This window comes from Flaviflagellibacter deserti, assembly GCF_042652085.1.
In the GTDB taxonomy this organism is placed as follows: domain Bacteria; phylum Pseudomonadota; class Alphaproteobacteria; order Rhizobiales; family Methylopilaceae; genus Flaviflagellibacter; species Flaviflagellibacter deserti.
In genome coordinates this window covers 166,655-179,095 of sequence record NZ_JBHSJF010000006.1, presented here as the reverse complement: position 1 = coordinate 179,095, position 12,441 = coordinate 166,655, and the positions used below count along the sequence as shown (strand labels likewise).

Here is a 12,441-nt window from a genome sequence, read left to right as displayed (position 1 = left end):
ATGGGGTCTTCAATCGTGCGCCCGGTCCTTCTGCCTCGGGGAGGTGTTCGGAATCTTGAGGCCGTCGCCAGGCGGCGTCTTCACGAGATCGGCGGTATCCTGCACGAGAGAAGGGGTCTCCTTGGGAACCACCTTGTCGATGCGGTCTCGCCCGGCGCCTTGCCGGTTGCGCTCACGGCCGGCATCGATTTCCTGGGAAATCCGGGTCGCCTCGCCCATCCTGTTCCTCCTGTGCGGACTAGTTTCCCGTCCTTACAAAGCCGGGGAGGTAGATTTGGTTTCAGGGGACGGCAAATCGCGGTGTGACATCACATCGACCTTGTCCGCTCCAAACTTGTATACTAGGGTACTACCGTCTTCGGACCTACGATAATCGGCATCGGCCCTATTCGGTGACCAATGCCGGACAGGGAGATCAAGAATGTCTATCGGCCGGACAACCCGCCTTTTCGCTTCCGCAATTCTCAGTCTCGGTCTCATGGCGCAAGCCGCCGCCGCGCAGGACGTTCCGGTTCCGGGCACGAGCGCGCGCATCGATGCCATCAAGAAATCCGGCCAGCTTCGCGTCGGCGTTCTGTCGAACCCGCCATGGCTCCTCGAGAACACCACCAGTTCGGGCGATGCGTGGGTCGGCCCTGCGTGGACGCTCGCCAAGGAATACGCCAAGCGCCTCGGCGTTCAGGTGCAGCTCGTTCCGGTCTCGCACGAGACCAAGGTGCCGGTGCTCGCCGCCAACCAGGTCGACATGACGATCTCGCCACTCTCGGTCACCAAGGAGCGCCAGAAGGTCGTCGACTTCGTCACTTATTCGAAGACGAGCCTTTGCGTGTTCGGCCGCGCCGACAATCCGAAGGTCAAGAACGCCAAGTCCGTCGACGACTTCAACAGCCCGGACGTGACGATCGCCTATTTCACCGGCGGTGGTGAGGAGAACTGGGTGAAGTCCCGCTTCCCCAACGCCAAGCTGCGCGGCGTGTCGAGCGCCGGCACGGCGGCTCCGGTGGAGGAGATTATGGCCAAGCGTGCCGACGTGACCCCGATCAACCGCATTCCGTGGATCGCGCTGAACAAGAAGGTGAAGGGTCTGCAGGCGCTGCCGCAGGGCAACAACTGCCAGGACTCGACGGAGGCCGCGAACGAGATTGGCCTCGCCATCGACAAGAACCAGCCGGAATATCTGAACTGGCTGAAGGCCGTCGCCGAGCCCATGTTGCCGGCGCTGCAGGCCGAGGAAGAGCGCATCGTCGCGACGATGTAATGCGAACCGGGTCCGGGGCTTCGATGCCCTGGGCTCCCCTTCCCGCTCCGAACCTGAGCCCCAGCCATGGACTTCAATTTCGGCCCAGTCATTGAAAGCTGGCGCTTTCTCGCCGACGGCGTACGGATCACCGTCCTGCTGTCGCTCAGCGTCGCCGCGTGCAGTCTGACCTTCGGCACGCTCGTCGCGCTGGCGCGCCGCTACGGGCCGAAATGGCTGCAGGCGATCCTGATCTTCTACATCGACTCGATGCGCGCCATCCCCGTCCTCGTCGTGCTGGTCTGGTTCTATTTCGCCTTCCCGATCGCGACCGGCATCAACCTGCCGCCGTTCCTCTCGGCACTGGTCGCGCTCTCGTTCAACCTGACGGCCTATGTCGCCGAGATCGTCCGCGCCGGCATGGAATCCGTGCGTCCGGGACAGGTCCGCGCCGGTCTCGCGCTCGGCATGTCGACGCCGCAGATCGTGCGCAAGATCGTGCTGCCCCAAGCCTTCGTCCGCATGATGCCGGCGCTCGGAAACGTGCTGACGCTGACGGTCAAGGACACCGCGATCGCTGCCGTCATCGCGGTGCCGGAACTGATGCGCCGTGCCGACGCCATCGCCGGCCAGACCTACACTCCGGTCGAGGTCTTCTCGACCGTGATGCTCCTCTATTTCTGCATCATCTTCCCGATCACACGCGGCGTGGACATCGTCTACAAGCGCATCTCGTTCTTGGGGCGGTCATGACCCTCGACTGGTCCATCGTCCCCGCCAGCGCCGGCGCGCTCGCCCACGGCGCGCTGATCACCATCGCGCTCACCGTGCTGACCATGGCGGTCGCGGTGCCGTGCGGCATCGTCGTGGCCCTGCTCCGCGAATCCCGCTTCAAGCCGATCGCCTTCCTCGCCACCTGCTTCGTCGAGCTGTTCCGCAACCTGCCGATCATCCTCGTCGTCTACTGGGCGTTCTATGTGATGCCGGTGGTGCTCGACCTGTCGTTCTCGCCTTTCGTGACCGGCCTTGTCGCGCTCTGCCTGAACAACACCGCCTACAATTCTGAGACCTTCCGCTCTGGCATCCGCTCGATCCGCAAGGGTCAGACCGAGGCAGCGCTGGCGATGGGCATGAGCGAGGGGCAGGCGTTCCGGAAGATCGTGCTGCCGCAAGCCTGGCGCCGCGTCCTGCCGGTGCTCGCCACTACCTGGGTGACGCTCTTCAAGGACACATCACTCGTCTCGGTTATCGCGGTAGGTGATCTCGCGCACACCGCGATGCAGATCCGCTCGCAGAGCTTCCGCGTGATCGAAATGCTCACCGCCATGGCCGCCATCTACTGGCTGCTCGGTTATCCGCAGGCGAAGCTCGCGGATTGGATTCACAAGAAGTTCGGGGTCACAGAATGACAATCGCCACCGCGCCCCAGACCGCTGCGACGGTTCTCCAGTATCGCGATGTCCAGAAACTCTACGGCGATTTCGTCGCGCTGCAGGGCGTCTCGATGGAGGTGAAGAAGCAGCAGGTCGTCTGCCTGATCGGCCCCTCAGGCTCGGGCAAGTCCACCCTTCTCCGCTGCACCAATGCGCTCGAGACGATCGACGGCGGCGAGATCCTGTTCGACGGCGTGCGGCTGCCGAAGGACAGGACGGCGATCCGCAAGGTCCGGCAGCGGATGGGCATGGTGTTCCAGAATTTCGAGCTCTTCCCGCACAAGACGGCAATTGAGAACGTGATAATGGGTCCGTCGACCGTGCTCGGGCTCTCGGACGAGGCTTCGCGCGATCGCGCCGAGGCACTGCTCAAGAAGGTCGGTCTGGCCGACAAGGCGAAGAACTATCCGGCCAATCTCTCCGGCGGCCAACAGCAGCGTGTCGCCATCGCCCGCGCTCTCGCGATGGAGCCGGAAGTGATGCTGTTCGACGAGCCGACCTCGGCGCTCGACCCGGAGACGATCGGCGAGGTACTGAACGTGATGAAGGCGCTGGCAGACGACGGCATGACCATGATCGTCGTGACGCACGAGATGACCTTCGCCCGAAGAGTCGCCGACCATGTCGTCGTCTTCGAGCGCGGCGAGATCATCGAACAGGGTCCACCGAAGCAGATCTTCGAGGCGCCGACGACGGCGAGGACACGCGACTTCCTCGGCCATCTCGGCTGGGACGGCTGAGGAGCTATCCATGGCGCCGCTGACCGACACGACTTCCCCCTTCGCCCGCCGTGAGATCCTGCATCCCGGTGCGGCGCCGCTCAGCGTCTCGGCGATCCATGCCGCAATCCGCAACGACATCATCGTGCTCCGCCTCAGGCCCGGCACGCGCGTATCCGAGAACGAGCTCGCCCGCCGCTTTGGCACGAGCCGCACGCCGGTTCGCGAGGCGCTGTTCAAGCTCGTCGACGAGGGGCTGGTCGATGTCTGGCCCCAGCGCGGGACCTTCATCACCCACATTTCACTGCAAGCCGTGCGCCGCACCCGCTTCGTCCGGGAAGCCATGGAAGTCGCGATCCTGCGCCGCGCGGCGGAACAGGGCTTGCCCAAAGCCAGCCTCGACGCGATCGACGCCGCCCTCGCCGAGCAGGAGAAATCGCGCGACGATCCCGAGCGCTTCACCAACGCCGACGATGCCTTCCATCGCGCCTTCGCGGACGGGATCGATGTAGGCAATGTCTGGTCGGTGCTGGAGCGGGAGAAGGCACAGTTCGATCGCATCCGCTTCCTCAGCCTGCCGAACGTGACGCCCGTCGCGACCCTCATCGCCCAGCATCAGGCCATGGTGACCGCGGTCCGGGCAGGTGACATCGCAGCCGCCGAACAGGCGACGCGCGAGCATCTCTCCGAGGTGCTGAAGGTCGCCGAGGCGCTCGCGGCAACCCATCCCGAACTTTTCATCAAGGACGCCTGACGGCGGAAGGAGCGTCTCGCTCATGGAACAGACCTGGCGCTGGTGGGGACCGGACGACATGATCCGCCTCGATCATGTGGCGCAGACCGGCGCGACCGGAATCGTGAACGCGCTACATGAAGTGCCCGCCGGCCTGGTCTGGACGCGTGAGGCGATCCAGGCGCGCAAGGACTTCATCGAAAAGGACAAGACGCTCGGCCTGCGCTGGACGGTGGTCGAAAGCCTGCCGGTCCACGAGGCGATCAAGATCGGCGACGGCGACCTGGCCGAACTGTTCGACAATTACCGGACCTCGCTTCGCAATCTTGCGGACTGCGGGATCAGTACGGTCTGCTACAATTTCATGCCCGTGCTCGACTGGACGCGGACAGACCTCCACCACCCGCTGCCCGGCGGAGCCAATGCGCTTCGCTTCAACGCCGACCAGTACGCCGCTTTCGACGTATTCATGCTGAAGCGGGAAGGCGCGGAGGCCGATCACGATCCAGAGGTGCTTGCCCGCGCCACGGCGTGGTTCGAAAAGTCGTCGCAGGCTGACCGCGACCAGTTGCTTGCGAACATCATGGCCGGCCTGCCGGGCGCTTTCGACCGCTACGACATTCCCAGTCTTCGCGCGATCCTCGCGCGGTTCGCGCACGTGTCCGAGGAGAGGTTACGGGAGAATCTTGGTCGCTTCCTCGCCGAGATCATTCCGACCGCGGAGGAAGTCGGCATCCGCATGGGCATTCACCCGGACGACCCGCCACGCCCGCTGCTCGGCCTGCCGCGTATCGTCAGCTCGGAAGATCACCTCGCTGCGATCCTCGACCTTCATCCGTCGCGGGCGAACGGCCTGACCTTCTGCACCGGCTCGCTCGGCGCACGCCCGGGAAACGACCTGCCGAAGATGGTGGAGCGGTTTGCCGACCGCATTCACTTCATCCATCTGCGCAACGTCACGAAATTCCCTGACGGCTCGTTCATGGAAGCCGATCACCTCGGCGGCGACACCAACATGGTGGCTGTCGTCCGCGCGCTGCTCCGCGAACAAAAGCGCCGCTGCGATGCCGGAATGGACGACTGGCGCATCCCCTTCCGCCCGGACCACGGCCACGAACTGCTCGACGATGTCGGCAAACCAACCCATCCGGGCTATCCGGCGATCGGACGCATGCGCGGGCTGGCGGAGATCCGCGGCGTGATGATGGCGGTGTCGGAACTCGAAGGGCTGCCGGTCTAGGCGCCCCTCTCTCCCGTTTACGGGAGAGGACGACTCGAAAGCCGGGAGGCTTTCGAGCGAGGTGAGGGGAAGGCCACATCACGGACACCGTCATCCTCCGGCCTGACCGGAGGATTCACATCGAGGCGCCGCATGGTCGTCCGGTCAAGCCGGAGGAGGACGGCGGAAGCGCCGCATTGCCCTCACCCGGTTCGCCTTCGGCGACTCGACCTCTGCCGTAAACGGGAGAGGGGGAAGCCCTGCTGCGCCCTCACATCACCGCGCCGATCTGCCACGGGACGAACTCCGCATCACCATAGCCGAGCTCCTCCGACTTCGTCCGCTCGCCGGATGCGACCCGGAGCATGGTGTCGAATATCTCCCGCCCCTTGTCCGCCGGCGACACGCCGTCGAGGACGTCGCCGCAATTGACGTCCATGTCGTCGATCATCCGGCGATAGATGTCGCTGTTGGTCGCGAGCTTAAGTGACGGCGTGGGTTTGCAGCCGAAGGCGGAGCCACGCCCCGTCGTGAAGCAGATCAGGTTCGCACCGCCCGCCACCTGCCCGGTAGCCGAGACGGGGTCGTAGCCCGGCGTATCCATGAAGACGAAGCCGTGTTCGCGCACCGGCTCGGCATATTCGTAGACCGCTCGCAGGGTCGAGCGGCCGCCTTTCGCCACCGCGCCGAGCGACTTCTCGAGGATCGTCGTCAGCCCGCCGGCCTTATTACCTGGCGACGGGTTGTTGTTCATCTCGCCGCCGTTCTTCGACGTGTAGTCCTCCCACCAGCGGATGCGCTCGATCAGCTTCTCGCCGACCTCGCGGCTTGCGGCACGGCGGGTCAGAAGATGTTCGGCGCCGTAGACTTCCGGCGTCTCCGACAGGATCGAGGTGCCTCCATTGCGGACGAGAATATCGGAGGCGACCCCGAGCGCGGGGTTCGCAGTCAAACCCGAATAGCCGTCAGAGCCACCGCATTGCAGGCCCACGATGAGTTCCGAAGCCGGACGCGTCTCCCGCTTTGCCCCGCCTGCCTTCGGCAGCATCTCGCCGATCGCACCCACGATTGCCTCGACCGTGCGGCGCGTACCGCCGGTCTCCTGGATCGTCAGAGTGCGGAAGCTGTCGCTTTCCTCCAGCCCATAATCTTCCTTCAGCCGGCCGATCTGGAAGACCTCGCAGCCGAGGCCGACCATGACCACGCCGACGAAATTCGGATGGCTCGCATAGCCCCATTGGGTGCGGCGGAGGACGTCGAAGCCCTCGCCATAAGCGGCATGGCCACATCCGGTGCCGTGGACGATCGGCACGACGCCGTCGATGCCCGGATAGGCGGCCAGAATGTCGGAGCGCTCGATGGCCTCGGCGGCGAAGCGCGCGACCGAGGCGGAGCAATTCACCGAGGTCAGGATGCCGATGTAATTTCGCGTCCCGGTCCGTCCGTTCGGGCGGCGATATCCTTCAAATGTCGCTTGCAGTTCCGGTGCCAAGACATTGTCGGGACTCGCATCGCTGCCGAAGACGTAGTCCCCCGCGAGCCCGTGCAGCACGACATTGTGCTCGTGTACCCAGCCGCCCGGAGCGATGTCGGTTTTCGCCGCGCCGATGATCTGACCGAACTTGCGGATCGGTTCCCCCGCCGCGATCGGCTGCACAGCGACCTTGTGGCCCTTCAGCACCTTCTCGCGGACGGCGACGCCCTGCGCCTTGTCGCCCGGCTGAAGCACGTCAATCGCGACGGCGACATTGTCGACGGGGTCGAGCCGAACGGTTCTCGGATGTGCCACTGCTCTCGCCGATTTGTTCTTGCTGGGCCGATTGCCCACCTTCATACACTAATATATTAGTTTGTAGAGACCAATCTGGGAGAGTCGGTTTGACCGTGCAATTCGTAGGTCACGAACCCGTCCGTCTTCGCGCGGTCCCGGTCTCCGTGCGCATCCACGAACTGCTTCGCGAGCGCATCGCGAACGTCGAACTCCTCCCCGGCGCGGCGCTCTCCGAGAAAGAAATTTCCGAGAGCTACGGCGTCAGCCGGACGCCGGTCCGCGAGGCCCTTCTACGTCTCGCCGACGAACGGCTTGTCGACATCTTCCCGCAGCGCGGCACCTTCGTTTCGCGCATCAGGCTAGACAGCGTCCGCGACGGCATGGTGATCCGGCAGGCGCTGGAGCGCGCCTCGGTGCGGGAAGCCGCGCTTCGGGCCACTGCGGATGACATCGCGGACCTCCGCCTCCGGCTTGAGCGCCAGCGCACCAGCAACCGCGTGGCGGACTTCACGACCTTCCATTCCGAGGACGAGGGCTTTCACCAGAAGATCGCGTCCATCGCCGGCCATCCGAATCTCTGGCGCGTCGTGCGGCAGGAGAAGGTGCAGATCGACCGCTGTCGCGTCCTGCATCTGCCGATCTCAGGTCGCCGCGACGATGTGATCGGCGAGCACGTGGCGATCGTCGATGCGCTGGAGCGCAACGATCCCGACGCTGCTGAACGGGCGATGTACGCCCATCTCGCCGGTGTCTTTCCGGGGGTCGACGAGCTTCTAGCCAAGCACCCCGACTATTTCGAATCCCACACCGTTTCGTATCGCGTCTAGGAGCCCGAAAGCGTGCTGCATCCGGACCGCCTGTTCCCCGCCGAGCCCACGACCCGCGCCGTCGCGCGCCGCCTCTATGAGCGCGTCGCCGATCTGCCGATCGTCTCGCCGCACGGGCACACCGATCCGCGCTGGTACGCCGAGAACGAATCCTTCGCCGATCCGGCGACCCTGTTCGTCGTGCCGGACCACTACATTTTCCGCATGCTCTACAGCCAGGGCGTCGCGCTAGAGGACCTAGGCGTCCCTCCCCGCGCCGGAAGCGGCATCCGGATCGAGGCCGATCGCCGCAAGATCTGGCGTCGCTTCGCCGAGAACTGGCATCTGTTCCGCGGCACGCCCACGAGGATGTGGCTCGAACATGCCTTCGAGACTCTGTTCGGCCTCGACGCGCCGCTCTCGGCCAAGACCGCCGACTTCTATTACGACACCATCGCCGAGGCGCTCAAAAAGCCCGAATTCCGACCGCGCGCACTGTTCGAACGGTTCGGCATCGAGGTCATCGCGACCACCGAGAGCCCGCTCGACGATCTGCGCTGGCACCGGATGATCCGCGAGTCCGGCTGGAACGGCCGCGTCATCACCGCTTATCGCCCGGACCCCGTCGTCGATCCGGACTATGCCGGTTTCCGGGACAATCTCTCCCGGTTCGGCGAACTGACCGACGAGGACACGCTCACCTGGTCCGGCTACCTTGCCGCCCACCGCAAGCGCCGCGACTACTTCAAAAGCTTCGGTGCCACCTCGACCGACCACGGCCATCCGAGCGCGGCGACGGCCGATCTCGGCACGGCCGAAGCCGAGGCGCTGTTCCGGCGCGTGACCAACGGCAACACGGCGCCCGAGGACGCCGAACTGTTTCGCGGACAGATGCTGACCGAGATGGCGCGGATGAGCATGGACGACGGGCTGGTGATGCAGATCCATCCCGGCTCGGTCCGCAACCACAATCCGACCCTGTTCGACCGCTTCGGCCTCGACAAGGGCGCCGACATCCCCGCGCGGACGGATTATGTCCACGCGCTCAAGCCGCTGCTCGACCGGTTCGGCAATGAGCGCGACCTGACCATCATTGTCTTCACGCTCGACGAGACGGCCTATTCGCGCGAGCTGGCGCCGCTCGCCGGCCATTATCCGGCGCTCCGGCTCGGTCCGGCCTGGTGGTTCTTCGACGCGCCGGGCGGAATGCGCCGCTTCCGCGATCTGACCACCGAGACGGCCGGGTTCTACAACACCGTCGGCTTCAACGACGACACCCGCGCCTTCCCCTCGATCCCCGCCCGCCACGACGTCGCCCGCAGGTCTGACTGCTCCTTCCTGGCCGAACTCGTCGTCACCCACCGGCTCAGCGAAGACGAGGCGCACGAGACCGCGCACGACCTCGCCTACCGCCTCGCGAAAGAAGCGTATCGCCTATGACCGCCCGCCTCTCCCTGTCCACGCTCGACGACCTGCCCGCGGACATCGCCCGCCCGGGATACGACGTCGCGGGCCAGAAGATCGGCATTGTCCATCTCGGCATCGGCGCATTTCACCGCGCCCACCAGGCCGTCTATGTCGACGACCGACTAGCCGCCGGCGAACGCGACTGGGCCATCCTTGGCGCGAGCTTGCGTTCACCCGACACCCGTGATGCGCTCCGGCCGCAGGACGGCCTCTACACCGTGCTCGTGCGATCGAGCGACGCCATCCGCCCGCGCGTCATCGGCTCCATTCGAGAACTTCTCGTCGCACCAGACAATCCTGAAGCGCTCCTTAAGGCGATGGGCGACCCGAATGTCCGCATCGTCTCGCTCACCGTCACCGAGAAGGGCTATTGCCACGATCCAGCGACAGGGCAGCTCAGGGAGGATCATCCGGACATCCTCCACGACCTCAGCTTCCCGCTAACGCCCAAAAGCGCACCCGGGGTCCTGGTGGAAGCACTGCGCCGTCGTCGCGAAGACGGCATCGCGCCTTTCACCGTGCTCTGCTGCGACAACCTCCCGAGCAACGGCAAGACGGTCCGCCGCGTCGTCTCCCGTTTCGCCGAACTGCGCGATCCCGACCTCGGCCGTTTCGTCGCCGAAGAGGTCGCGTTCCCCTCGACCATGGTCGATCGCATCGTCCCGGCCACGACAGATGCCGACCGCGAACTCGTCGCCGAGCGGCTTGGCGTCACCGATAGCTGGCCGGTCTCGACCGAGCCGTTTAGCCAATGGGTGATCGAAGACCATTTCCCGACCGGAAGGCCGCGTTTCGAACTCGCGGGCGCCGAGCTCGTCGCCGATGTCGAGCCATATGAGGCGATGAAGCTTCGCCTGTTGAACGGTTCCCATTCGACATTGGCCTATCTCGGCTATCTCGCCGGCCACGAGACGATCTCTGACACCATGGCCGCGCCTGCCTTCGTCCGGCTCGTGCGCGGGCTGATGGACGAGGAAGTCACGCCGACGCTCCGCGTCCCGCCCGGCGCCGATCTCGCGAGTTACAAGAATTCGCTGCTCGCCCGCTTTGAGAACACCGCGCTCCGCCACCGCACCTGGCAGATCGCTATGGACGGTTCGCAGAAATTGCCGCAGCGCCTGCTCGGCACCGCGCGCGACCGGTTGAAGGCCGGAGCACCAATCGACCGTATCGCGCTCGGTGTCGCCGCGTGGATGCGCTACGTCACCGGCAAGGACGAGAAAGGCGCGGAGATCGATGTCCGCGACCCTCTGGCGGAACGTCTGCGCTCGCTCGCGAATGCCGCGGGTCCGGAGGCATCGCGCCTTGCCCCTGCTCTGCTCGACGTCCGCGAAATCTTCGGCGACGATCTGCCGAACGATCCGCGCTTCACGACACCGGTCCAGAACGCGCTGGCGACCCTGCTCTCCAAGGGCGCGGCCTATGCCGTCGAACACGTCGCCCGAATGCCGGAGACGGCGTCTTGAAGAACTTCGACATCCTCTGCATCGGCGAACCCCTGATGGAGTTTGCCGAGGTCACGCGGAACGACGAGCGGATGATGCTTCCCGGCTTCGGCGGCGACACGATGAATGTTGCGGTCGCGGCCGCCCGGCAGGGTGCGAACGTCGCAGTCTTCACCGCGCTCGGCGACGACACGTTCGGCCGTGATTTCCTGTCGCTCTGGGATCGTGAAGGCATCGACCGCTCGACGGTGATCAGCCGGCAGAACGGGCGGACGGGAGTCTATTTCATCACTTATAGACCGGACGGACACGAGTTCACCTATGCTCGCGCGGGCTCGGCGGCGAGCCTGATGACGGCGGACGAGTTGCCGTCCAACCTGCTTGCCGACACCCGAATCCTGCATGTCTCCGGCATCAGCCAGGCGATCAGCGAGAGCGCGAGCGACGCTGTCTCCGTCGCGATCGCGAAGGCAAAATCGGCAGGTGCGTTAATCTCTTACGACACGAACCTGAGACTTCGTCTCTGGTCGCTGGAGCGGGCTCGCGCGATCATCCACGAGGCCATCGCCCATGCCGACATCGCCCGCCCGGGCCTCGACGATGCTCGTCAGCTCACCGGCCTGAACACGCCAGACGAGATCGCCGATTTCTATCTTCGTCTCGGCCCAAAGATCGTCGCGCTGACGCTCGGCAGCGAAGGCTGCCTGGTCGCGACGCCGGACGAGCGGCGCGTCGTTCCCGGCATCAAGGTCGAGGCGGTGGATGCCTCCGGAGCCGGCGACACGTTCGGTGGCGCATTCCTCGCCGAATATCTCAGGAGCGGCGATCCCTTCACCGCCGCCCGTCACGCCAATGCGGCGGCGGCGCTCCAGACCCGAGGCCACGGCGCCGTCGCGCCCATGCCGACCCGACAGGAGGTCGAGACCGCCCTCACCGAACGAACCGCTTCCCGGAACGCATCATGACCGATCACAACAAAGCTCTTCTCGCATTGCTGGGCCGAGCACCGGTCATCCCGGTTTTGACCTTCGAGACGCCGGAAGAAGCGATCGATGTCAGCGGCGCGCTGGTCGCGGGCGGGCTCGACGTACTGGAGGTCACCCTGCGCACGCCCCGTGCGCTGGAGATTATCGAGGCTCTGGCGAAGGCATTTCCGGACGCCTGGGTCGGAGCCGGGACTGTGCTCCGGATCGCGCAGGCCGAGGCAGCTCATCGCGCGGGTGCCCGGTTCCTGGTGTCGCCGGGCAGTACGGATGCGCTGCTTCGCGACGGCGCGAATTTCGTCCTGCCCTGGTTGCACGCGGCAGTCACGGCGTCGGAAGTCATGCGTCTGCGCGAGCACGGACGCCGGGTGCTGAAGTTCTTTCCGGCCGAACAGTCCGGCGGCGTGGGCGTATTGAAGGCATGGGCGCCCGTGCTGCAGGACGTCACCTTCTGTCCAACCGGCGGCATCGATGCCGCCAAGGCTCCCGCTTATCTCGCTTTGCCGAATGTCGGCGCCGTCGGCGGCTCCTGGGTCGTCCCGGCCGATTCCGTGGCCAAACGGGATTTTGCCGGCATCACCGAACTGGCGCGGGCCGCGGCCGCGTTGAGTGCCAAATGACCCGGCCC

The 12,441-nt window shown here is 65.4% G+C and carries 13 protein-coding genes; 11 read left to right on the top strand and 2 right to left on the bottom strand.

Translation table 11 applies throughout. The features are described 5' to 3' along the window. Nucleotides 1-9: 9 nt before the first annotated feature. Nucleotides 10-219, bottom strand: coding sequence for a hypothetical protein (locus tag ACFPFW_RS07820; RefSeq protein ID WP_114956517.1), 210 nt, complete (start codon nt 217-219; stop codon nt 10-12). A gap of 202 nt (nt 220-421) precedes the next feature. On the opposite strand from ACFPFW_RS07820, the gene ACFPFW_RS07815 reads away from it, so the two are divergent. The 6 genes from ACFPFW_RS07815 (at nt 422) to uxuA (ending at nt 5,362) form a co-directional block, all read left to right on the top strand. Beyond that, nucleotides 422-1,258 carry a substrate-binding periplasmic protein gene (locus ACFPFW_RS07815; protein WP_114956518.1) on the top strand — a complete coding sequence of 279 codons (837 nt, stop codon included), beginning with the start codon at nt 422-424 and terminating at the stop codon, nt 1,256-1,258. Between the two features lie 66 nt (nt 1,259-1,324). After that, the gene (locus tag ACFPFW_RS07810; RefSeq protein WP_114956519.1) at nt 1,325-1,990 is read left to right on the top strand and encodes an amino acid ABC transporter permease; all 666 of its coding nucleotides are present in this window, start codon (nt 1,325-1,327) and stop codon (nt 1,988-1,990) included. After that, entirely contained in the window at nt 1,987-2,646 is a 660-nt protein-coding gene (locus ACFPFW_RS07805; RefSeq protein WP_114956520.1) for an amino acid ABC transporter permease, read from the top strand. Before ACFPFW_RS07810 ends, ACFPFW_RS07805 begins: the two co-directional genes overlap by 4 nt. Then, nucleotides 2,643-3,410: an amino acid ABC transporter ATP-binding protein gene (locus ACFPFW_RS07800; RefSeq protein ID WP_114956521.1), complete on the top strand. Its 768-nt coding sequence runs from the start codon at nt 2,643-2,645 to the stop codon at nt 3,408-3,410. Before ACFPFW_RS07805 ends, ACFPFW_RS07800 begins: the two co-directional genes overlap by 4 nt. A 10-nt stretch (nt 3,411-3,420) precedes the next feature. Then, nucleotides 3,421-4,143, top strand: coding sequence for a GntR family transcriptional regulator (locus ACFPFW_RS07795; protein ID WP_114956522.1), 723 nt, complete (start codon nt 3,421-3,423; stop codon nt 4,141-4,143). A 22-nt stretch (nt 4,144-4,165) separates the two neighbouring features. Then, nucleotides 4,166-5,362, top strand: coding sequence for a mannonate dehydratase (gene uxuA / locus ACFPFW_RS07790; RefSeq protein WP_114956523.1), 1,197 nt, complete (start codon nt 4,166-4,168; stop codon nt 5,360-5,362). A 250-nt stretch (nt 5,363-5,612) separates the two neighbouring features. Here the strand turns inward: uxuA and ACFPFW_RS07785 are convergent, their stop codons facing one another. Continuing rightward, nucleotides 5,613-7,130: a UxaA family hydrolase gene (locus ACFPFW_RS07785; RefSeq protein WP_379770173.1), complete on the bottom strand. Its 1,518-nt coding sequence runs from the start codon at nt 7,128-7,130 to the stop codon at nt 5,613-5,615. A 95-nt stretch (nt 7,131-7,225) separates the two neighbouring features. Between ACFPFW_RS07785 and ACFPFW_RS07780 the strand changes: the two genes are divergently transcribed. The 5 genes from ACFPFW_RS07780 to eda are packed head-to-tail and all read left to right on the top strand — an operon-like array spanning nt 7,226 to nt 12,433. After that, nucleotides 7,226-7,939 (top strand): GntR family transcriptional regulator, encoded by a 714-nt coding sequence (locus ACFPFW_RS07780; RefSeq protein WP_379771420.1) that lies wholly within the window; start codon nt 7,226-7,228, stop codon nt 7,937-7,939. Between the two features lie 12 nt (nt 7,940-7,951). Next, the gene (gene uxaC, locus ACFPFW_RS07775) at nt 7,952-9,358 is read left to right on the top strand and encodes a glucuronate isomerase (protein ID WP_114956526.1); all 1,407 of its coding nucleotides are present in this window, start codon (nt 7,952-7,954) and stop codon (nt 9,356-9,358) included. Further along, the gene (locus ACFPFW_RS07770) at nt 9,355-10,851 is read left to right on the top strand and encodes a mannitol dehydrogenase family protein (RefSeq protein ID WP_114956527.1); all 1,497 of its coding nucleotides are present in this window, start codon (nt 9,355-9,357) and stop codon (nt 10,849-10,851) included. The genes uxaC and ACFPFW_RS07770 overlap by 4 nt, the downstream gene beginning before the upstream one ends. Further along, nucleotides 10,848-11,795, top strand: coding sequence for a sugar kinase (locus ACFPFW_RS07765; protein WP_114956528.1), 948 nt, complete (start codon nt 10,848-10,850; stop codon nt 11,793-11,795). The genes ACFPFW_RS07770 and ACFPFW_RS07765 overlap by 4 nt, the downstream gene beginning before the upstream one ends. Beyond that, nucleotides 11,792-12,433 carry a bifunctional 4-hydroxy-2-oxoglutarate aldolase/2-dehydro-3-deoxy-phosphogluconate aldolase gene (gene eda / locus ACFPFW_RS07760; protein ID WP_114956529.1) on the top strand — a complete coding sequence of 214 codons (642 nt, stop codon included), beginning with the start codon at nt 11,792-11,794 and terminating at the stop codon, nt 12,431-12,433. The genes ACFPFW_RS07765 and eda overlap by 4 nt, the downstream gene beginning before the upstream one ends. Nucleotides 12,434-12,441 lie beyond the last annotated feature (8 nt).

Coding starts and splice junctions, on each gene's coding strand:
- ACFPFW_RS07820 (WP_114956517.1), bottom strand. CDS start 219: ATGGGCGAGGCGACCCGGATTTCCCAGGAAATCGATGCCGGCCGTGAG.
- ACFPFW_RS07815 (WP_114956518.1), top strand. CDS start 422: ATGTCTATCGGCCGGACAACCCGCCTTTTCGCTTCCGCAATTCTCAGT.
- ACFPFW_RS07810 (WP_114956519.1), top strand. CDS start 1,325: ATGGACTTCAATTTCGGCCCAGTCATTGAAAGCTGGCGCTTTCTCGCC.
- ACFPFW_RS07805 (WP_114956520.1), top strand. CDS start 1,987: ATGACCCTCGACTGGTCCATCGTCCCCGCCAGCGCCGGCGCGCTCGCC.
- ACFPFW_RS07800 (WP_114956521.1), top strand. CDS start 2,643: ATGACAATCGCCACCGCGCCCCAGACCGCTGCGACGGTTCTCCAGTAT.
- ACFPFW_RS07795 (WP_114956522.1), top strand. CDS start 3,421: ATGGCGCCGCTGACCGACACGACTTCCCCCTTCGCCCGCCGTGAGATC.
- uxuA (WP_114956523.1), top strand. CDS start 4,166: ATGGAACAGACCTGGCGCTGGTGGGGACCGGACGACATGATCCGCCTC.
- ACFPFW_RS07770 (WP_114956527.1), top strand. CDS start 9,355: ATGACCGCCCGCCTCTCCCTGTCCACGCTCGACGACCTGCCCGCGGAC.
- eda (WP_114956529.1), top strand. CDS start 11,792: ATGACCGATCACAACAAAGCTCTTCTCGCATTGCTGGGCCGAGCACCG.